We start from the raw sequence: 17,493 nt of genomic DNA, 5'->3' as shown, positions 1-17,493 counted from the left end.
CCGCGACGAGTATCCCTCCGAGCAAGCCGACCAGGACGCCGAAGCCGCTAGAGGCCAAGTGCTGTAAACCGATCCTGGAGGCCAACACCCGGCAGCGCAAGGCGCCCCCGGGTGCTTTTTGGCTTTGGGCTTTGCTTGACGAGCTTTTGTTTGGACACTTGGCGCGAACGCATTATTTCTCCGGCACCATCCGGTGCTCGGTAAAAGGAAACAGAATGTTTGAATCGCTGCAGGAGCGCCTTGGCTCCATCCTGAACGGCCTCACCGGCCGCGGCGCGCTGTCGGAGGCGGATGTCTCGGCGGCGCTGCGCGAGGTGCGCCGCGCGCTGCTCGAGGCCGACGTGGCGCTGGAAGTGGTTCGCTCCTTCACCGACAGGGTGCGCGAGAAGGCCGTCGGCGCCGCCGTGCTGAAGTCGATCAAGCCCGGCCAGATGGTCGTCAAGATCGTCCATGACGAGCTGGTCGAGATGCTCGGCGCCGAGGGCGTCGCCGTCGACCTCAACGCGCCGGCCCCCGTCGTCGTCATGATGGTCGGCCTGCAGGGCTCCGGCAAGACGACGACCTCGGCCAAGATCGCCAAGCGCCTGACCGAGCGCCAGAACAAGAAGGTCCTGATGGCCTCGCTCGACACGCGGCGTCCCGCCGCGCAGGAGCAGTTGCGCCAGCTCGGCGAGCAGACCAAGGTCGCGACGCTGCCGATCATCGCCGGCCAGAGCCCGGTCGACATCGCCAGGCGCGCCGTGCAGGCGGCCAAGCTCGGCGGCCATGACGTCGTCATCCTCGACACCGCCGGCCGCACCCATATCGACGAGCCGCTGATGGTCGAGATGGCCGACATCAAGAAGGTGTCGTCGCCGCACGAGATCCTGCTGGTCGCCGACTCGCTGACCGGCCAGGACGCCGTCAACCTGGCGAAGAGCTTCGACGAGCGCGTTGGCATCACCGGCCTGGTGCTGACCCGCATGGACGGCGACGGCCGTGGCGGCGCCGCACTCTCGATGCGCGCCGTGACTGGCAAGCCGATCAAGCTGATCGGCACGGGCGAGAAGATGGACGGGCTTGAGGAATTCCACCCCAAGCGCATTGCCGACCGCATCCTGGGCATGGGCGACATCGTCTCGCTGGTCGAGAAGGCCGCCGAGAACATCGACGCCGAGCAGGCGGCGGCGATGGCCAGGAAGATGCAGTCGGGCAAGTTCGACCTGAACGACCTCGCCGCGCAGCTTCAGCAGATGTCGAAAATGGGCGGCATGGGCGGCATCATGGGCATGATGCCCGGCATGGGCAAGATGAAGGACCAGATGGCCGCGGCCGGCCTCGACGACAGGATGTTCGGCCGTCAGCTCGCCATCATCTCCTCGATGACCAAGGCTGAACGCGCCAACCCGGATATCCTGAAGCATTCGCGCAAGAAGCGCATCGCCGCCGGTTCCGGCACCGACGCGGCCGAGATCAACAAGCTGCTCAAGATGCATCGCGGCATGGCCGACATGATGAAGGCGATGGGCGGCAAGGGCAAAGGCGGCGGCCTCATGCGCGGCATGATGGGCGGCCTCGCTTCCAAGATGGGCCTCGGCGGCATGATGCCGAGCGGCATGGGAGGCGGCATGCCGGACCTGTCCAAGATGGATCCCAAGCAGCTCGAGGCCTTGCAGAAGCAGGCGCAGGCCGCCGGTCTCGGCAAGGGCTTGCCAGGCGGGTTGCCCGGCGGCCTTCCCGGCGGCGGTCTGCCTGGCCTGCCCGGCGGCATGAAGCTGCCCGGCCTTCCGGGCCTCGGCGGCGGCGGCCTGCCCGGCCTCGGCAAGAAGAAGTGAGGGCGCGATGAACGAGGACAAGGACATGGCCGACGCACGCGCCATCCTGGCCGGCTACCGCGCTTCGATCGACAACATCGACGCGGCCCTCATCCACATGCTGGCCGAGCGCTTCCGCTGCACCAAGGCGGTGGGCGTGCTGAAGGCCGAGCATGGCCTGCCGCCGGCCGATCCGGCGCGCGAGCAGCAGCAGATCGCCCGCCTTCGCCAACTGGCGAAGGATGCGCATCTCGATCCCGATTTCGCGGAGAAATTCCTCAACTTCGTCGTCCGCGAAGTGATCCGTCATCACGAACAGATCGCCGCTGCCAACGGCGTGACGAAAACCGGCTGAGCAACCAGCCTTAACGCAATCAAACGAAATCAGAGCTTTTAGGAGAAAAGAAATGGCACTGAAGATCAGACTGGCCCGCGCGGGCTCGAAGAAGCGTCCTTACTACCACGTCGTCGTCGCCGACGCCCGTTCGCCCCGCGACGGCCGTTTCATCGAGTCGCTCGGCTCGTGGAACCCGCTGCTGCCGAAGGACGGCGAGCGCGTCAAGGTTGACGCCGACCGCGTCAAGCATTGGCTCTCGCACGGCGCCCAGCCGACCGACCGCGTTCTGCGCTTCCTCGACGAGGCCGGCCTTGCCAAGCGTCCGGCCCGCTCGAACCCGAACAAGGCCGAACCCGGCAAGAAGGCGCAGGAGCGCGCCGCTCTTCTGAAGAAGGCGCAGGAAGATGCCGCCGCCGCCGTTGCCGCGGCAGCCGCCGCTCCGGCCGAGGCGGAAGCCGCCACAGCCGAGTAATCCGACACGTATCGCTTAAGAAGACGGCGGGCCAAGGCCCGCCGTTTTCATTTCAGGACATATCCCGTGAGGTCGCCGGTTCAATAGCCCTGCGGGCAACGGGCGATGTAGACGCGACCGTAGCGATCCCGGTAGCGGCAGCGATCCGGCTCGTTGGCCCGGCCGATCAACGCACCGGCAACGGCGCCGACGGCGCCACCCACGACTGCGCCTTCCACCGGGTCATTCGCCACGGCAGCGCCTATGGCCGCGCCGCCCAGGCCGCCGACCGCAGCACCCTTTTCCGTCTGCGAGCAGGCCGCGAGGGGCACCAGCAACGCCATCAAAAGCATGATCTTTTTCATCATCGTTCGTCTCCCAAGGGGCAAATTTTTCACCCGCCTTGGATCGACAACGCACGAAGACGTGATTTGATCCGCCCTGCCATGCCGCGCGTCCTTCCAGGCATCCAAAGATGCTGCATTTTCAGGCAGTTATTCGGTGGCCCGCTTCAGGTTGGCGAGACCGGCCTCGAAATCCTTGCCGATCAGCGTGTCGAAATTCATGAACAGGCCCATCAGCTTGGCGATGAACGGCCGGGCGCCGCGCATCGCCCAGGTGACAGTCGTGCTCTCGCCAGACGGCGTCAAGGTGAAGTCGACGGTGTTGTTGGCCCGGAACGGCTTTTCGAAATCGAGCTTCAGCGCCACCAGCGACGATGGAACCGAGCTGCTGATCTCCATCCGCCCGACCCCGGCCTTGCCGTTGCCTTGCCAGGCATAGGCCGCACCCTTGCCGCTTTCGGCGCCGGACAGCGTGCGCTTCATGTCCGGGTCGAGCTTCTCGTAGGGCGACCATTCGGGCCAGCGCCTGAAATCGTCGATCAGCGGAAAGATCGCCTCGGGCGGCGCCTTGATGCTGGCGGAGCGGCTGACGACGAAATCGTTCGGCCGTGTCGCGGCATAGATGAGCACGGCGGCGATGATGACAACGAGGATGATGAGGATGGTGGTGAACATTTTCTATGGTCCTCCCGATACTTAGCGGGCAAACGGGATCAGCGCGCGCAGCCTGGGGTCGCGCAGGAACAGGCCGGCCCACAGGATGACGCCGAGATAGACGCCGAACAGCGTGTGCGAGAACAGCGGGCTGTCGAGCCGCACTTTGGTGGCGATGGCGCCGCCCATATAGGCAGTGAGCAGGATGGCGCCGAGAACCGAGGTGCGCGGCAGTGCGTAGAGCGCGGTCGAGACCAGCCCGATGATGCCGAGCATGCGCGCGACATTGGGATCGGCCGGCCAGCCGAGCTGCACCATCGTCTGGGTGACGATGTCGAGCGGCGGCAGTTTGATGGCGCCGTCGAAGATCATGAACAGCACGATGAGCGCGCTGAGCACGCGGCCGGTCCAAAGGGCACCCGACGACACGGGCGCGGTTTGAGCAATGCTCATTGAGGTTCCTCCTGATATTTTGGTCGAACGCTGGCCGTCTTGCCAGGTTCAAGCCAAGGACGCGGCACGAGTCGACCGTCCGACACATGCCGAAATCTTTTTCGCAGAGGCGCGCGGCTCATTCCGGCGCGCCGAAAGGCACCCTCGTTCAGAGCGTCTTGAGATAGGCTTCCAGCCGCGCGTAGCTCGCCATGACCATCTGGCCGAAGCCCATCTTCACTGCCATGTCGCGGGCGGCGACCGAGTTGGCGCGGATGTTGGCGACGATCCGCGTCTTGCCGCCGGCATCCTCGAACAGGATTGTCGTCACCATGTTGGGCGGCGGCAGGGTATCCTGCCACTGGCTGCGATCGAGCGGCGCGTCACGATAGACGATCCGATCCGGCGGAGCGATTTCCAGATAGACGCTGTTGGTCGGATATTCGCTGCCGTCGGCAAAGCGCATGGTCAGACGCCATTGCCCGCCCGGCCGCACATCCATCTCGCAGACCGGATAGGTCGATCCTTCCGGTCCCCAGAACCGCACCAGATGGTATGGATCGGTGAACAGCTTGAACATCAGCGCGCGTGGCGCATCGAATGTCCGGGTGATGATGATGACCGGGTCGTCGGATGGTGTGTCGATAGTCTGATCTGTCATGTTCCCTCTCTGGACTGTCCTGTTGCGCAAGGATGGCAAGCTGATTAGCCGGCTTAATTTTGATCCGCTCCGGGATCGCCCGCCTGCAAGGCCTGCAGATAGGTTTCCAGCCGGTCGAAGCGCGCGTCCCATAGCGCGCGGTAGGACTCCAGCCACTCGTCGATCTCGCGCAATGGTTCCGGCTGCAGGCGGCGCGGCCGAAACTGCGCGTCGCGGCCGCGCGCCACCAGGCCGGCGCGCTCAAGCACCTTGAGGTGCTTCGACACCGCCGGAAAGCTCATGGCAAACGGCTCCGCCAACTCCGTGACCGAGGCCTCGCCGAGCGCCAGACGCGCCAGGATGGCGCGACGGGTCGGGTCGGCAAGCGCCGCGAGGGTCAGGCTGAGACTATCCGTCGTCATTATTGAACCAAATGGTTATGTAACCTTTTGGTTCTATACGAGGCGCCGGCGACCAAGTCAAGCGGCGCGGTCCAAAGATTGAATCCAGGGCAGCGCTTATCCGGCTGGTAGCCTGGACGGCTTGGGCTGGAACACTCCGGGTGGGCTCAGGAGAAATAGAACCTTTCCGCCGGGATCATCTTCGGCGGCGTCTCGCCGAGCGCCTCGAACACCGAGATTTCGCAGACGCGGCAAAGCCCATCCAGCGCAAGGTCGTTGGGCTGGGTGCCGAAGGGATCCTCGAGCTCCTCCGAGAGCGCGTCGAGGCCGAAGAAGGTGTAGGCGATCAGCGCCGTGAACAGCGGCGTCGCCCAGCCGGCCGGCGCGGCCAGCCCGAACGGCAGCAACAGGCAGAAGACGTAGGCTGTGCGCTGCAGGAGCAGCGTGTAGGCGAAGGGCAGCGGCGTTCCGGCGATGCGCTCGCAGCCGGCCTGCGCGGCGGCGATCTCCGACAGGCGCTCGTCGAGGATGCGATAGCCGATCGTGTCGAGCGCGCCGGCCTTGCGAAGCGCCGCGACGCGCGCGCCCATCTTGCGCACCAGCGCATCGGGAGCGTTGGCGGCCTTTGCGATGGCTTCGACCTCATCGCCGATGAACGTTCGCGCCTCCGGCGCGGCATCCACCCACCTCAGCAGCCCTCGCAGGAAATGGCAAAAGCCGATCGCCTCCATCAAGAGGCCGCGCAGCTCGGCCCGGTCCTCAATCAGGCCGGTCGAGGCGCGCGCCAGGTTACGGATGTCGAAGACGAGCTGGCCCCACAGCTTGCGCGCCTCCCACCAGCGGTCATAGGCGGCGTTGTTACGGAAGCCGAGATAGATCGACAACGCCACGCCGAGCAGGGCGAAGGGTGCGGTGCCGGCATTGCCGAAGTCGAGCTTGAGGGCCTTCACGACCAGCACCACCAGCGCGCCATAGGCGGCAAAGCCGAAGATCTGCGGCAGGATGCGCGGCACCACGGAGCCGCGCATGATGAAGAACAGATGCAGGAATCCCGGACGCGGGCGGACGATCATCGAAAACCCTCATGGACCCTGACGCGGCCCTGATCCGTCTATTGTGCAATGCGCCAGCAAAGCAAGCGAGGCCGCCAGCGACATTGCGATGTCGCCCGGGGCCGGGACTACCGGCGCTCGCCTGGCCGGTCTATTGACGAGGGCAGGCCACGAGACTGGCAATGCGCACCGCCCGAGGAGGAGAGATGACCGGCGAAACCGATCTGCAAAAATTGTTGGCGTCGATGACGCCGCATCTACTCCCCGATGTCCATGTCTTCGCGACGCTGGCGCCGGGCGCGGCGATGCCGGATGGCCTCGATCCGGTCATGAGTTTTCGCGAGCGCGAGGGAACGACGCTTATCGTCGCCGAGGGCCAGGCGAAAGCTGCCGGCCTGGATGGCAACTTCCGCTGCCGGATGATCACGCTGAACATCCACTCTTCACTGGAGGCCGTCGGCTTCCTCGCCGCCATCACCACCCGGCTGGCCTCGGCCGGCATGGGAGTCAATCCGGTCTCGGCCTTCTATCACGATCATCTGTTCATCCCGGCCGACCGGGCCGAGGAGGCGATGGGGATGCTAGCGCAGCTTGCGGAAGAGAACCGGCTGTGACACCGGCGCCCCCACTGCCTGCTTGAAATGGCGGTGCTGCCCCTCATCCCCCTGCCGGGACCTTCTCTCCGTGAACGGGGAGAAGGAAGCTAATCGGCCGAAGGCCGAGCCCGCGACCGCGGGCCGCCGGTCGTCCGGCGCCCCCGCGGAGGGCCAGCCGCGTCAGCGGCGATACGGCCCGTGAGCGAAAACGGAATCGGCCGAAGGCCGACCCCGTGAGCGAGATTAGGCCGCCTTCTTCTTCGGCTGGATCAGGCCGCGCTCGACCAGCAGCTCGGCGATCTGCACCGCGTTGAGCGCCGCGCCCTTGCGCAGATTGTCGGAGACGATCCACATCGACAGGCCGTTGTCGATGGTCGAATCCTCGCGGATGCGCGAGATGAAGGTCGCGTCCTCGCCGGCCGATTCCAGCGGCGTGATGTAGCCGCCGTTCTCGCGCTTGTCCAAGACCTGGCAGCCCGGCGCCTCGCGCAGGATCTCGCGCGCCTCATCCGCCGTGATCGGCTTCTCGAACTCGATGTTGACCGCTTCGGAGTGGCCGATGAACACCGGCACGCGCACACAGGTCGCCGTCAGCTTGATCTTGGGGTCGAGCATCTTCTTGGTCTCGGCCACCATCTTCCACTCTTCCTTGGTGAAGCCGTCGTCGAGGAAGACGTCGATATGCGGGATGACGTTGAAGGCGATGCGCTTGGTGAACTTCTTGACGTCGACCTGGTCGGCGACGAAGACGGCGCGCGTCTGCGTGAACAGCTCGTCCATGCCTTCCTTGCCGGCGCCGGACACCGACTGGTAGGTGGCGACCACGATACGCTTGATGGTCGCCGCGTCATGCAGCGGCTTCATCGCCACCACCAGCTGCGCCGTCGAGCAGTTCGGGTTGGCGATGATGTTCTTGCGCGAGAACTGCTCGATCGCGTCCGGGTTCACTTCCGGCACGATCAGCGGCACGTCCGGGTCGTAGCGGAAGGCGGACGAATTATCGATGACGACGCAGCCCTGCTTGCCGATCTTCGGCGACCATTCCTTGGAGACGTTGCCGCCGGCCGACATGATGCAGAGGTCGGTGTCGGAAAAGTCGTAGGTGTCGAGTGCCTTGACCTTCAGCGTGCGGTCGCCGAAGGACACTTCCGTGCCCTGGCTGCGCCGCGAGGCCAATGCCACCACTTCGCTTACCGGAAAGCCGCGCTCGTCCAGAATGTTGAGCATCTCGCGGCCCACATTGCCCGTGGCGCCGACTACCGCAACCTTGAAACTCATAGAAATCTCCTGTCCCTCTCCGCTTGGTTGTTGGAGAAAACCCGCCGGCCTCATGCGGGTTCCGTCCCCCGGGCCGAACCCGGGAGAGGGTGGTTAGGCCAAGGGAATCACACCGTTTTGGTGGTGGTTTTGGCCGTAGTTTTGCTGGAACGGGCAGGCGCGCCGAAGCGCCCGGCCCGATGCCGCGCATCGTGGCTGGGGGCATCGAAGGCAAGAAGAGCCATCAGAAGGCCGCGCATCGAAGAACAATCCCGTTCGAAGCGGGCTTTTACGCGGTTTGGTAAAAGAGTCAATTGGCGCGCTCGCCCTTCTCCCAGCGGAGAAGGGAAAGGCTCGCCGCCGCCTGCTCTGTACAATGGTGGCCGCAAGAAGTACGAACGCCCAAATTTCGCTTTGGCCGGCACAGTGCCGGCCCTGTGCTCCTTTACGAGCCAGAACCCCCGAATTCCGAAAGAGATAGATGTCCAGTTTCCAAGGTATTGTTCCTGCGCTTGCAGAGGCGCTGGAAAAACGCGGCTACACCGCGCTGACGCCGGTACAGAAGGCGGTTCTCGCCTCCGAGCTCGGTGAGGCCGACGCGCTGGTTTCGGCCCAGACCGGCTCCGGCAAGACCGTCGCCTTCGGCCTTGCATTGGCGCCGACGCTGCTTGGCGGCGCGGAGCGCTTCGCCGCTGCCGGCGCGCCGCTCGGCCTGGTCGTGGCGCCGACGCGGGAGCTGGCGCTGCAGGTGCGGCGCGAGCTGGAATGGCTTTACGAGCTGACCGGCGCTGCAATCGCCTCCTGCGTCGGCGGCATGGACATGCGCAGCGAGCGGCGCGCGCTGGAGCGTGGCGCCCACATCGTAGTCGGCACGCCCGGCCGGCTGCGCGACCATATCACCCGGCACGCGCTCGACATGTCGGAGCTGAAGGCCGTGGTGCTGGACGAGGCCGACGAGATGCTCGACCTCGGTTTTCGAGAGGATCTCGAATTCATCCTCGATGCGGCACCCGCCGAGCGCCGCACGCTGATGTTTTCCGCCACCGTGCCGCGCTCCATCGCCACGCTGGCGCAAGGCTACCAGCGCGACGCTGTGCGCATCTCGGCCGGCGGCGAGGCAAAGCAGCATCTCGACATCGAGTACCGCGCGCTGAGCGTAGCACCCGCCGACCGCGAGAACGCCATCATCAACATGCTGCGCTATTACGAGGCGCAGAACGCGATGGTGTTCTGCAACACCCGCGCCGCCGTCAATCATCTGACGGCGCGCTTCAACAACCGCAATTTTTCCGTGGTCGCGCTCTCGGGCGAGCTCAGCCAGAACGAGCGCAGCCATGCGCTGCAGGCCATGCGCGACGGCCGCGCGAAAGTCTGCATCGCCACCGACGTGGCGGCGCGCGGCATCGACCTGCCCAATCTCGAGCTGGTCATCCATGCCGACCTGCCGACCAACCCGGAGACGCTGCTGCACCGCAGCGGCCGGACCGGACGGGCCGGGCGCAAAGGCGTCAGCGCGCTGATCGTGCCCAACAACGCCCGCCGGCGCACAGAGCGGCTGCTGCACAATGCCGGCCTGACCGCGACCTGGGCGAGCCCGCCCTCGGCGGACGACGTGCTCAAGCGCGACGATGAGCGCATCCTTGCCGACGCCGCCTTCAGCGAGCTGGTGAAGGACGAGGAACGCGGCTTCGTCGACACTCTGCTTGAGCGGCACGGCGCCGAACTGGTGGCCGCGGCCTTCGTGCGGCTTTGCCGCTCCAGCCGCTCGGCACCCGAGGATCTGCTCGATGTCGCGCCGTTCACGCCGTCGGGCGAGAGGCCGGCCCGACGCGACGAGGCGCCAAGCCGCCGCGACGATTTCGGCGACAGCGTCTGGTTCTCGCTGTCAGTCGGCCGCCGGCAGAATGCCGAGCCGCGCTGGCTGATCCCGATGCTGTGCCGCACCGGCAATATCTCGAAGCGCGAGATCGGCGCCATCAAGATGCAGCCGGAAGAGACTTTCGTGCAGATCGCCGCCGGCTGGGCCGACCGCTTCCTCGCCGCCATCGGCCCCGACCGCAAATTGCAAAACAACATCGCAGTGAAGCGGCTGGAGGGCACGCCCGACTTGTCGCGTGCCGGCTACCAGCCACCGAAGCCGGACAAGAAGCCGCATCGCGGCAAGCGGCCCTTCGAGCAGAATGCGCCCCAAGGTGCTCACAAGCCGAAATTCGAAAAGCGCGCGCAGCCCGAACGCACCGGCGCGACGGAGGCAAAGCCGTGGGCAAAGAAGCCCGGCAAGCCGAAATTCGACAAGCCGGCAAAGCACAAGAAGCCGAAGAAACAGCCGGGCTGATCGCCCGGTTGGCCAAAGCGGCCGCCCGTTTCACCGCAAGCCTCTTGCGATCCGCGCCGACTTTGAACAGTCTGGGCGAGGCGCAACTTTGGGGGCAAGGCCATGCGCGGCGAAATTCTGCACTATGACGAGGAGCAGGGCTTCGGTTTCCTCACCGGGGCCGACGGCAACCGCTACAGTTTCGCCCGCGAGGACATGCGCCGCGAGACCTCGCTGGCCAAGGGCGCGTCCGTCGAGTTCCAGCCAAGCGGCGGCCAGGCGCGCAACGTCTATTCGGTCCGCCCGCAGGCTTCGGCTGCCTCGGCCGGCGCCACCGCTCCAGCTGCCGCAGCGCCGCAAGCCGTCGTCAGGCAGGCGGCCACGCAGCAGTTCGGTCGCGCGGCCGACACGGCTCCCGCCCGGTCCACCGGTCTGTGGGACTATTTCTGGCGGGCGGTGACGCAAAACTACTTCAACTTCGTCGACCGCGCCCGCCGCAAGGAGTTCTGGGGCTTCTGCCTGTTCTGGACCATCAGCATCATCGCGGTCGTCGCGATCGGGCTCGCCGCCGACGCAGCAATCGGCGATCTCGAGCCCGGCCAGGAAATGCCAGCCATGACGGTCGGCCTTTCCGGCCTGTTCATCCTGGCGACGATCCCGCCGTGGATCGGCCTGATCGTGCGCCGCCTGCACGACATCGGCCTGACCGGCTGGCTTGCCATCCTCTGTTTCATCCCAACCGTCGGCGGCCTGGCGACGCTGGTCTTCGCGCTGATCCCGACGCAAGGGCGCGAGAACCAGTGGGGGCCTGTGCCAGCCGGCGTCAGGATCTAGCTGCCGTCTCCAACGCCTTGGCCGACAACCGAAGAAAGATCTTCTGGCCGTGGCGCTCGGCACCAAGCCGCGCGTAGAACCGCATCGCGCCCTCGTTCCAGTCCTCCGCGGTGAGGTCGATGCGGCCGATGCCGTGGCTCAGGCAATGGCCGGCAAGGAACGCGATCAGCGCGCGGCCGACGCCTGCGTTGCGGGCTTCGTCGCGCACGAACAGGTCCTTCAGGAACATCAGCCGTTCGAGATCGATGCCGGGATGCGCGATCGCCACCGAGGCTAGACCGGCAACCGCCCCGCCGGCAAAGGCAAGCGCGAAATGCGGATAGGCCGGGCTTTCGTCGCCGAGCCATCTTCGTGCTGCCGCCTCGGCCCGATCGGCGGCGAGTGGCGGCTGCTGGTAGTGCACCGCCATATCGCAGAGCACGATGGCGAGCGCCGCCGCGTCTTCGGTCGTCGCCCAGCGGACGTCGACCGCCATGGGGATCAGCCCAGGAACTTGGCGATGATCGCGTCGCCCATCTCAACCGTGCCGACCTCGGTCATGCCCTCGGAGAGGATGTCCTTGGTGCGCAGCCCATCGTCGAGCACGGCAGCGATCGCTGCTTCGAGCTTGTCGGCCTCGGCCACCATGCCGAAGGAATAGCGCAGGCACATGGCGAAGGAGGCGATCATGGCGATCGGGTTGGCGATGCCCTTGCCGGCGATGTCGGGCGCCGAGCCATGCACCGGCTCGTAGAGCGCCTTGCGCTTCTTGGTCTTGACGTCCGGCGCGCCGAGCGAGGCCGAGGGCAGCATGCCGATCGAGCCGGTAAGCATCGCGGCGATGTCGGAGAGCATGTCGCCGAACAGATTGTCGGTGACGATGACGTCGAACTGCTTCGGCCAGCGCACCAGCTGCATGCCGCCGGCATCGGCCAGCATATGGTCGAGCTTGACGTCTGAATATTTCGCCGTGTGGGTCTGGCTGACCACCTCGTTCCACAGCACGCCGGATTTCATGACGTTGCGCTTTTCCATCGAGGTGACGTGGTTCTTGCGCGTGCGCGCCAATTCGAAGGCGACGCCCGAGATGCGCTCGATCTCGAACGTGTCGTAGACCTGCGTGTCGATGCCGCGCTTCTGGCCGTTGCCGAGGTCGATGATCTGCTTCGGCTCGCCGAAATAGACGCCGCCGGTGAGCTCGCGCACGATCAGTATGTCGAGGCCCTCGACCACTTCCTGCTTCAGCGAGGAGGACGCGGCGAGCGCCGGGTAGCAGATTGCCGGGCGAAGATTGGCGAACAGCTCCATGTCCTTGCGCAGGCGCAGCAGCCCGGCCTCGGGCCGGACCTCGTAAGGCACCTTGTCCCACTTCGGCCCGCCGACAGCGCCGAACAGCACGGCATCCGCCGCCATCGCTTTTGCCATGTCGGCATCGGAAATCGCCGCGCCATGCGCGTCGTAGGCGCAGCCGCCGACCAGGCCCTCGTCGGTGGCAAAACCGCTGCCGAGCTTTTCGTTCATGGCGGCGATCAGCTTCTTCACCTCGGCCATGGCCTCGGGGCCGATGCCGTCGCCGGCGAGCAGGAGGAGATTTTTCGAAGCCATGGAGAACCGTCCCGAGAGAATTGAACCGCGGCCTTGCTAAACGCCAAGCGCCTGCGGCGCAAGCCTTTCAACCCTCACCGGTGCGAGAGGATGTTGACCAGCCGGCCGAACGGATCGCGCACAAAGAAGCGGCGCACGCCCCAGGGCTCGTCGGCAGGGCCGTATTCGATGGCGAAGCCGGCGCTCTTCATGGCGTCGAGCGCCGCATCGACTTCGTCGACCTCGATCGAAAGATCTGGCACCGGCGTGCCGGAGCCGCCTTGAGCCATGAAGCTCACCTGCACCTGCATGCTTTCCTCGGACCCGTAGGTGGCGATCCAGCCCTGATCCATCAGCACGTCGAGGCCGAGCACGTCACGGTAGAAGCGCCTCGCCGCCGCCGCGTCCTGTGTCTCGATATTGGCAACGATGCGCCGGACCTTCATGGCCTTGGCCTCAAGCCATGCGCCGCAAGGCCGTGACCTCGATCTCGATCTTCATCTCCGGCTTGCTGAGCTGGCAGACGATCATCGTCGCCGCCGGGCGGATGTCGCCGAACGCCTGGCCGAGGATCGGAAAGACCACGTCAACATAGGCCTGGTCGGTGATGTAGTAATGCGCCCGCACCACATCGGCCATCTCGAAGCCGCCGTCGGCCAAGGCCTTGGCGATGGTGGCGAGGCAGTTGCGCGTCTGCGCCTCGACCGTCTCCGGCATGGTCATGGTGGCGTAGTCGTAGCCGGTCGTTCCCGACACGAAGCACCAATCGCCCTGCACGACAGCACGCGAATAGCCGGCGGTTTTCTCGAAGGGCGAACCGGTGGAGATGAGTGTGCGCATGAGGACTCCTCGTTGCCGTCGTAGGCGCCCTCTAGCATAGGATGCCTGACCGGTCGTGGGCCAAGCCGCGCCAACTCTTGTCACGAAGGCAACCGCAAACCTCGGAGATTAGCCGGGAGATCCATCCCATCGTCATCCTATGGCGGAGCAAGGAGCGGAGCGACGCGGCGCAGACCATAGGATCGATCCATGCCGTTACGCCGAGGCACCGCCAACGGCGCAGAATACTGCACCGTTGCGCCGGACGGCAGGGGTTACGGCATGGATCCTCGGGTCAAGCCCGAGGAGGACGAAGGCGCAGTGGTGGCCGTCGAGAAGCCCTAGTTCCCCGACCCCTGCGCGTCGTCATACGCCTTCTTCAAATCGTCCGGCCAATCCTTCAGCGGCGGCCGGGCATCCGGCTCGCCATTGTCGCCGCGGCGGGCGAAGTAGACCTTGTGCTTGACCGGATCGACCGCCATGAAGCCGTCATTGCCGCCGCAATCATGCGGCACGCAGCCGGTGGCGTAGAAGGCGCCGGACGCGGTCTTTTCAGTGCCGCCGCCGACCAGCAGGCTGGTCGCCATGTCGGGCATGGTGTCGCCGAGCAGCGCCTGCCCCGCCTTGTAGACGGCCTCGTTGTGGAAGGCGTCGATGATATTGTCGTATTTCGACGGGTCGACATCCTTCCAGTCGGTGCCGAATTCCGGCGTGTAGGAGAGGTTGCCGGAGGTCGTCAGCCCCTCAGTCGGCGACCATTGCAGCGCCGCTCTCGTCTCTCCCGGCAGCAGATAGGGCACGTAGTAGATGGCGCTGTCGGAGACGGCGGCCGGCGGCGCGCCGCATTCGTCCTGCTCGACGGTGGTGGTCTGGATTTCGCCGCCTTCAGGCTTCCAGGCAATCACGCTCGCCGGACCGCACTGATTGCCGCCGTCGCCGACATCGAACAGCGCGACCTTGACGCCGCCGACCTCGACTATCTTGTCGAAGGAGACGTCGTAATTGTCGGCAAGCTGCTTGCCGTCATAGGCCAGCACCTTCTCGCCATACTGCTCCTGCTGGGTGATGGTGAACTGGCCGCCCTCGAACGGGATCGGCGCCTGCTTGTCTTCGTCGGCGGGCGCCGCATCGGAACTGCTCGACGCCCCCTGGTCGGCGCTGCCGGACGCATCGTCAGCCGGCACCAGCACCGGGTCGGTCTGGGCATGCGCGGCCGCCATCGGCAGAAGGATCACCGCCAGCGCGCAGGCGCCGGCCAGAAGCGAGCGTGTCATGACTGTCCCTCCGTTCAGTCGCCACACGAGGCCTGCCGGCGGCGCCGCTTCGCCGCCCGCGACCCCTATCTCAAGTCCAGACGTTCAGGCCCAGGGGCGCTGCGCGGCGTTCTTCTGCTCGAACGAGGCGATGGCGCCGGCCTTCTCCATGGTCAGGCCGATGTCGTCCAGGCCATTAAGCAGGCAGTGGCGCTTGAAGTCGTCGAGGTCGAACTTGACCACGCCGCCGTCCGGCCCGCGGATCTCCTTCGCTTCGAGATCGACCGACAGCGTTGCGTTGGAGCCGCGCGAGGCGTCGTCCATCAGCTTGTCCAGGTCTTCCGGGCTGACGGTGATCGGCAGGATGCCGTTCTTGAAGCAGTTGTTGTAGAAAATGTCGGCGAACGAGGTCGAGATGACGCAGCGTATGCCGAAATCGAGCAGCGCCCACGGCGCATGCTCGCGGCTCGAGCCGCAGCCGAAATTGTCGCCGGCGACCAGGATCTGCGCCTTGCGGTAGGCCGGCTTGTTGAGCACGAAATCGGGATTTTCCGAACCGTCGTCCTTGTAACGCATCTCGGCGAACAGGCCGGTGCCTAGCCCGGTGCGCTTGATCGTCTTCAGGTAATCCTTGGGGATGATCATGTCGGTGTCGATGTTTACGATCGGCATGGGCGCGGCGACGCCCGTCAGCTTGGTGAATTTATCCATGGTCCTTGCCGTCTCTTGTCGTTCGGGGATTTGCTGGCGCACGGTTTACACAAAGCCGGCGGCAAATGAAAGGCAACTGTTCGTGCGTGGATCGACGGTCAAAAAAGACTTCGAAATCCCGGCCCGCTGGTGCAGTCTGGCCGTCATGACCGAACCATCCCGCGTCCTCTATGCCAGCGAGCCGGCGCTCGACGTCGGCGAGTTCCGCCGCGTGCTGGTGGACTCCGGCCTCGGCGAGACGCGCCCCGTCGATAATAAGGCCCGGCTGAAAAGAATGCTTTCGGGCGCCAATCTGGTGCTGACGGCGCGGCTCGACATCGAGGGCAAGCCGCTGATCGGCGTGGCGCGTGGCGTCACCGATTTTTCCTGGGTCTGCTACATTTCCGAGCTTGCCGTTTCCCGATCGGCGCAAGGGCTCGGCATCGGCAAGGGCCTGATGGACGAGGCGCGCCGGCAGCTCGGCCCGTCCGTCGCCATCAGCCTGATCTCGATGCCGGACGCCGTCGGCTTCTACGAGCGCATCGGCATGACGCGGATGCAAGACGCCTTCTGGTTCGGCCGGAACCGCTGACCCCAGCCACGACCTCACAAAGCCGTGATCCTCCCAGATGAATGTGACCGCTTGACATGCAACCAAATGGTTGCATATTAAAGCCATGAGCATGGACGCCGTCTTTCGCGCCTTGGCCGACCCGACCCGCCGGCAATTGCTGGACAGCCTCCATGCCAGGAACGGGCAGACGCTGAACGCACTGTGCGAGCGGATGGAGATGACGCGCCAGGCGGTGACCAAGCATTTGGCGATCCTGGAGGAGGCCAAGCTCGTCACCACCGTCCGCAAGGGCCGCGAGAAGGAGCACTACCTCAACCCGGTTCCGATCAACGATATCGCCGAGCGCTGGATCGGCAAGTTCGAGCGCCATCGGCTGGATGCATTGAGCGACCTGAAGAAACGACTGGAAAGGGAAGAGCCGTGAGCGACAACACCTTCGTCTACGTCACCTACATCCGCACCACGCCCGAAAAGCTTTGGACGGCGCTGACAGACCCGGAATTCAACCGGCAGTTCTTCCTCTGCTCCTATCAGGAGAGCGACTGGAAGGTCGGCTCCAGCTGGAAGCTGATTTTCCCGGATGGCCGCGTTGCCGACTCGGGCGAGATCCTGGAGATCGACCCGCCAAGACGCCTGGTCATCAAATGGCGCAACGAATGGCTGCCCGAGATGAAGGAAGACGGCTACACGCGCTGCACCTTCGCAATAGAGCAGGACGGCGAACTGATGAAGCTCGCCGTCACCCACGAAGCCGACGGGCCGCACAGGCTGATCGAAAATGTCGGCAAGGGCTGGCCGCTGGTGCTGGCAAGCCTGAAGAGCCTGCTCGAGACCGGCAAGGGCTTTGAGCGCCCGCCCTCGAAGGCCGCGTGAGGATTCGTTGCGGTAGCGAAACAACCATTGGCGGAGGTTGATATGATGCTCGGGCAACTCACGGCGCGAGCCATGGCGAATGGCCGGACGGTCATGGCATCGGCCGACCTTCCAGCACCGCCCGAGCAGGTCTTCGCAGCACTTGTCACCGAAGAGGTCGAGCGCTGGTGGGGCTCGGCCGACAGCTACCGGATGACCGGCTGGACCGCCGACCTTCGCGTCGGCGGCAGCTGGGCCGTCAGCGTGCGAACGGCAGACGGCAGGCACCTCCTCGCCGGCGGCACCTTCCTCGAAATCGAAGCGCCACGCCGGATCGTGCAGACCCGGCGGTACGACTGGGACCATCCGACGCTCGGCCGTCACGAAACGACGCTCGCCTATCTTCTGGAACCGACCGCCGGCGGCACCCGGCTCACCATCTGCCATGGCAGTTTCGAAGGATTCAGCGAAGCCGCGGCCGAGCATGCCGAGGGTTGGGCGCGCGTGCTCGGCTGGCTGCAGGGATATTTTGGCCCGGCAGGCCGCGTCGCCGCCTGAGACATGTCGCCCAAAATTGCGCAGCGGTTTTGGGAAATCGACTGAACCCGCTCGGCGCGATGCGCTTTGAGCGCCGACG

Annotated in this window: 25 protein-coding genes; 11 read left to right on the top strand and 14 right to left on the bottom strand. The window is 65.4% G+C overall.

What is annotated here, in order from left to right:
- The first annotated feature begins 215 nt into the window (after window positions 1-215).
- Genes ffh through rpsP form a run of 3 tightly spaced genes read left to right on the top strand, consistent with a single transcriptional unit; the run spans window position 216 to window position 2,602 of the window.
- Window positions 216-1,814 carry a signal recognition particle protein gene (gene ffh / locus JG743_RS04450; RefSeq protein ID WP_202298633.1) on the top strand — a complete coding sequence of 533 codons (1,599 nt, stop codon included), beginning with the start codon at window positions 216-218 and terminating at the stop codon, window positions 1,812-1,814.
- A 7-nt stretch (window positions 1,815-1,821) separates the two neighbouring features.
- A complete protein-coding gene (locus tag JG743_RS04445; RefSeq protein ID WP_202298632.1) occupies window positions 1,822-2,148 on the top strand; it encodes a chorismate mutase in 327 nt (108 codons plus the stop codon).
- A 52-nt stretch (window positions 2,149-2,200) separates the two neighbouring features.
- Window positions 2,201-2,602, top strand: a complete 402-nt coding sequence (gene rpsP / locus JG743_RS04440; RefSeq protein WP_202298631.1) for a 30S ribosomal protein S16 — start codon at window positions 2,201-2,203, stop codon at window positions 2,600-2,602.
- An 80-nt stretch (window positions 2,603-2,682) separates the two neighbouring features.
- On the opposite strand, the gene JG743_RS04435 is transcribed toward rpsP, so the two are convergent.
- The 6 genes from JG743_RS04435 to JG743_RS04410 form a co-directional block, all read right to left on the bottom strand.
- Window positions 2,683-2,946 (bottom strand): glycine zipper domain-containing protein, encoded by a 264-nt coding sequence (locus JG743_RS04435; protein WP_202302428.1) that lies wholly within the window; start codon window positions 2,944-2,946, stop codon window positions 2,683-2,685.
- Window positions 2,947-3,075: 129 nt separating this feature from the next.
- Entirely contained in the window at window positions 3,076-3,600 is a 525-nt protein-coding gene (locus tag JG743_RS04430) for an SRPBCC family protein (protein ID WP_202298630.1), read from the bottom strand.
- A gap of 21 nt (window positions 3,601-3,621) precedes the next feature.
- Window positions 3,622-4,032: a DoxX family protein gene (locus JG743_RS04425; protein WP_202298629.1), complete on the bottom strand. Its 411-nt coding sequence runs from the start codon at window positions 4,030-4,032 to the stop codon at window positions 3,622-3,624.
- A gap of 148 nt (window positions 4,033-4,180) precedes the next feature.
- Window positions 4,181-4,672 (bottom strand): SRPBCC domain-containing protein, encoded by a 492-nt coding sequence (locus tag JG743_RS04420; RefSeq protein ID WP_202298628.1) that lies wholly within the window; start codon window positions 4,670-4,672, stop codon window positions 4,181-4,183.
- A 53-nt stretch (window positions 4,673-4,725) separates the two neighbouring features.
- Window positions 4,726-5,073, bottom strand: a complete 348-nt coding sequence (locus JG743_RS04415; RefSeq protein WP_202298627.1) for an ArsR/SmtB family transcription factor — start codon at window positions 5,071-5,073, stop codon at window positions 4,726-4,728.
- 146 nt (window positions 5,074-5,219) lie between these two features.
- Entirely contained in the window at window positions 5,220-6,125 is a 906-nt protein-coding gene (locus JG743_RS04410; protein ID WP_202298626.1) for a bestrophin family protein, read from the bottom strand.
- A gap of 185 nt (window positions 6,126-6,310) precedes the next feature.
- Between JG743_RS04410 and JG743_RS04405 the strand changes: the two genes are divergently transcribed.
- A complete protein-coding gene (locus JG743_RS04405) occupies window positions 6,311-6,718 on the top strand; it encodes an ACT domain-containing protein (protein ID WP_202298625.1) in 408 nt (135 codons plus the stop codon).
- Window positions 6,719-6,943: 225 nt separating this feature from the next.
- Here the strand turns inward: JG743_RS04405 and JG743_RS04400 are convergent, their stop codons facing one another.
- The gene (locus JG743_RS04400) at window positions 6,944-7,978 is read right to left on the bottom strand and encodes an aspartate-semialdehyde dehydrogenase (RefSeq protein WP_202298624.1); all 1,035 of its coding nucleotides are present in this window, start codon (window positions 7,976-7,978) and stop codon (window positions 6,944-6,946) included.
- A 107-nt stretch (window positions 7,979-8,085) separates the two neighbouring features.
- Entirely contained in the window at window positions 8,086-8,217 is a 132-nt protein-coding gene (locus tag JG743_RS34560) for a hypothetical protein (protein WP_274608520.1), read from the bottom strand.
- A 221-nt stretch (window positions 8,218-8,438) separates the two neighbouring features.
- Here JG743_RS34560 and JG743_RS04395 point away from each other — a divergent pair, with 221 nt between their 5' ends.
- Together JG743_RS04395 and JG743_RS04390 are read left to right on the top strand one after the other, a co-directional pair.
- Window positions 8,439-10,292, top strand: coding sequence for a DEAD/DEAH box helicase (locus tag JG743_RS04395; RefSeq protein ID WP_202298623.1), 1,854 nt, complete (start codon window positions 8,439-8,441; stop codon window positions 10,290-10,292).
- A 102-nt stretch (window positions 10,293-10,394) separates the two neighbouring features.
- Window positions 10,395-11,105: a DUF805 domain-containing protein gene (locus JG743_RS04390; RefSeq protein WP_202298622.1), complete on the top strand. Its 711-nt coding sequence runs from the start codon at window positions 10,395-10,397 to the stop codon at window positions 11,103-11,105.
- Here JG743_RS04390 and JG743_RS04385 read toward each other — a convergent pair.
- The 4 genes from JG743_RS04385 to JG743_RS04370 all read right to left on the bottom strand — a co-directional run bounded on the left by JG743_RS04385 (window position 11,095) and on the right by JG743_RS04370 (window position 13,508).
- Complete coding sequence (locus JG743_RS04385; RefSeq protein WP_202298621.1) at window positions 11,095-11,580, bottom strand: GNAT family N-acetyltransferase; 486 nt, start codon at window positions 11,578-11,580, stop codon at window positions 11,095-11,097. The genes JG743_RS04390 and JG743_RS04385 overlap by 11 nt on opposite strands.
- Window positions 11,581-11,585: 5 nt before the next feature.
- Entirely contained in the window at window positions 11,586-12,689 is a 1,104-nt protein-coding gene (leuB, locus tag JG743_RS04380) for a 3-isopropylmalate dehydrogenase (protein ID WP_202298620.1), read from the bottom strand.
- Between the two features lie 74 nt (window positions 12,690-12,763).
- A complete protein-coding gene (locus JG743_RS04375) occupies window positions 12,764-13,114 on the bottom strand; it encodes a VOC family protein (protein ID WP_202298619.1) in 351 nt (116 codons plus the stop codon).
- Between the two features lie 10 nt (window positions 13,115-13,124).
- A complete protein-coding gene (locus JG743_RS04370) occupies window positions 13,125-13,508 on the bottom strand; it encodes a RidA family protein (protein WP_202298618.1) in 384 nt (127 codons plus the stop codon).
- 189 nt (window positions 13,509-13,697) lie between these two features.
- Here JG743_RS04370 and JG743_RS34555 point away from each other — a divergent pair, with 189 nt between their 5' ends.
- Window positions 13,698-13,832, top strand: a complete 135-nt coding sequence (locus JG743_RS34555; protein ID WP_274608519.1) for a hypothetical protein — start codon at window positions 13,698-13,700, stop codon at window positions 13,830-13,832.
- On the opposite strand, the gene JG743_RS04365 is transcribed toward JG743_RS34555, so the two are convergent.
- Both JG743_RS04365 and leuD read right to left on the bottom strand, forming a co-directional pair.
- The gene (locus JG743_RS04365; RefSeq protein ID WP_202298617.1) at window positions 13,829-14,761 is read right to left on the bottom strand and encodes a hypothetical protein; all 933 of its coding nucleotides are present in this window, start codon (window positions 14,759-14,761) and stop codon (window positions 13,829-13,831) included. The genes JG743_RS34555 and JG743_RS04365 overlap by 4 nt on opposite strands.
- 84 nt (window positions 14,762-14,845) lie before the next feature.
- Window positions 14,846-15,451, bottom strand: coding sequence for a 3-isopropylmalate dehydratase small subunit (leuD, locus tag JG743_RS04360; protein WP_202298616.1), 606 nt, complete (start codon window positions 15,449-15,451; stop codon window positions 14,846-14,848).
- 145 nt (window positions 15,452-15,596) lie between these two features.
- On the opposite strand from leuD, the gene JG743_RS04355 reads away from it, so the two are divergent.
- The 4 genes from JG743_RS04355 (at window position 15,597) to JG743_RS04340 (ending at window position 17,414) form a co-directional block, all read left to right on the top strand.
- A complete protein-coding gene (locus tag JG743_RS04355; RefSeq protein ID WP_202298615.1) occupies window positions 15,597-16,022 on the top strand; it encodes a GNAT family N-acetyltransferase in 426 nt (141 codons plus the stop codon).
- Window positions 16,023-16,107: 85 nt separating this feature from the next.
- Window positions 16,108-16,428 (top strand): ArsR/SmtB family transcription factor, encoded by a 321-nt coding sequence (locus JG743_RS04350; protein WP_202298614.1) that lies wholly within the window; start codon window positions 16,108-16,110, stop codon window positions 16,426-16,428.
- Entirely contained in the window at window positions 16,425-16,877 is a 453-nt protein-coding gene (locus JG743_RS04345; RefSeq protein ID WP_202298613.1) for an SRPBCC family protein, read from the top strand. Before JG743_RS04350 ends, JG743_RS04345 begins: the two co-directional genes overlap by 4 nt.
- Window positions 16,878-16,919: 42 nt before the next feature.
- Window positions 16,920-17,414 (top strand): SRPBCC family protein, encoded by a 495-nt coding sequence (locus tag JG743_RS04340; RefSeq protein WP_244673060.1) that lies wholly within the window; start codon window positions 16,920-16,922, stop codon window positions 17,412-17,414.
- The last annotated feature ends 79 nt before the right edge of the window (window positions 17,415-17,493 follow it).

This window comes from Mesorhizobium sp. 131-2-1 (assembly GCF_016756535.1).
Lineage (GTDB): Bacteria > Pseudomonadota > Alphaproteobacteria > Rhizobiales > Rhizobiaceae > Mesorhizobium.
Note: the sequence above shows the minus strand (reverse complement) of the source record. Positions and strands in the feature narration are given on the sequence as shown.

What these genes read in the sequence shown, in the direction of transcription:
- ffh (WP_202298633.1), top strand. Translation starts at nt 216, where the DNA reads ATGTTTGAATCGCTGCAGGAGCGCCTTGGCTCCATCCTGAACGGCCTC.
- JG743_RS04445 (WP_202298632.1), top strand. Translation starts at nt 1,822, where the DNA reads ATGAACGAGGACAAGGACATGGCCGACGCACGCGCCATCCTGGCCGGC.
- rpsP (WP_202298631.1), top strand. Translation starts at nt 2,201, where the DNA reads ATGGCACTGAAGATCAGACTGGCCCGCGCGGGCTCGAAGAAGCGTCCT.
- JG743_RS04435 (WP_202302428.1), bottom strand. Translation starts at nt 2,946, where the DNA reads ATGAAAAAGATCATGCTTTTGATGGCGTTGCTGGTGCCCCTCGCGGCC.
- JG743_RS04430 (WP_202298630.1), bottom strand. Translation starts at nt 3,600, where the DNA reads ATGTTCACCACCATCCTCATCATCCTCGTTGTCATCATCGCCGCCGTG.
- JG743_RS04425 (WP_202298629.1), bottom strand. Translation starts at nt 4,032, where the DNA reads ATGAGCATTGCTCAAACCGCGCCCGTGTCGTCGGGTGCCCTTTGGACC.
- JG743_RS04420 (WP_202298628.1), bottom strand. Translation starts at nt 4,672, where the DNA reads ATGACAGATCAGACTATCGACACACCATCCGACGACCCGGTCATCATC.
- JG743_RS04415 (WP_202298627.1), bottom strand. Translation starts at nt 5,073, where the DNA reads ATGACGACGGATAGTCTCAGCCTGACCCTCGCGGCGCTTGCCGACCCG.
- JG743_RS04410 (WP_202298626.1), bottom strand. Translation starts at nt 6,125, where the DNA reads ATGATCGTCCGCCCGCGTCCGGGATTCCTGCATCTGTTCTTCATCATG.
- JG743_RS04405 (WP_202298625.1), top strand. Translation starts at nt 6,311, where the DNA reads ATGACCGGCGAAACCGATCTGCAAAAATTGTTGGCGTCGATGACGCCG.
- JG743_RS04400 (WP_202298624.1), bottom strand. Translation starts at nt 7,978, where the DNA reads ATGAGTTTCAAGGTTGCGGTAGTCGGCGCCACGGGCAATGTGGGCCGC.
- JG743_RS34560 (WP_274608520.1), bottom strand. Translation starts at nt 8,217, where the DNA reads ATGCGCGGCCTTCTGATGGCTCTTCTTGCCTTCGATGCCCCCAGCCAC.
- JG743_RS04395 (WP_202298623.1), top strand. Translation starts at nt 8,439, where the DNA reads ATGTCCAGTTTCCAAGGTATTGTTCCTGCGCTTGCAGAGGCGCTGGAA.
- JG743_RS04390 (WP_202298622.1), top strand. Translation starts at nt 10,395, where the DNA reads ATGCGCGGCGAAATTCTGCACTATGACGAGGAGCAGGGCTTCGGTTTC.
- JG743_RS04385 (WP_202298621.1), bottom strand. Translation starts at nt 11,580, where the DNA reads ATGGCGGTCGACGTCCGCTGGGCGACGACCGAAGACGCGGCGGCGCTC.
- leuB (WP_202298620.1), bottom strand. Translation starts at nt 12,689, where the DNA reads ATGGCTTCGAAAAATCTCCTCCTGCTCGCCGGCGACGGCATCGGCCCC.
- JG743_RS04375 (WP_202298619.1), bottom strand. Translation starts at nt 13,114, where the DNA reads ATGAAGGTCCGGCGCATCGTTGCCAATATCGAGACACAGGACGCGGCG.
- JG743_RS04370 (WP_202298618.1), bottom strand. Translation starts at nt 13,508, where the DNA reads ATGCGCACACTCATCTCCACCGGTTCGCCCTTCGAGAAAACCGCCGGC.
- JG743_RS34555 (WP_274608519.1), top strand. Translation starts at nt 13,698, where the DNA reads ATGCCGTTACGCCGAGGCACCGCCAACGGCGCAGAATACTGCACCGTT.
- JG743_RS04365 (WP_202298617.1), bottom strand. Translation starts at nt 14,761, where the DNA reads ATGACACGCTCGCTTCTGGCCGGCGCCTGCGCGCTGGCGGTGATCCTT.
- leuD (WP_202298616.1), bottom strand. Translation starts at nt 15,451, where the DNA reads ATGGATAAATTCACCAAGCTGACGGGCGTCGCCGCGCCCATGCCGATC.
- JG743_RS04355 (WP_202298615.1), top strand. Translation starts at nt 15,597, where the DNA reads ATGACCGAACCATCCCGCGTCCTCTATGCCAGCGAGCCGGCGCTCGAC.
- JG743_RS04350 (WP_202298614.1), top strand. Translation starts at nt 16,108, where the DNA reads ATGAGCATGGACGCCGTCTTTCGCGCCTTGGCCGACCCGACCCGCCGG.
- JG743_RS04340 (WP_244673060.1), top strand. Translation starts at nt 16,920, where the DNA reads ATGATGCTCGGGCAACTCACGGCGCGAGCCATGGCGAATGGCCGGACG.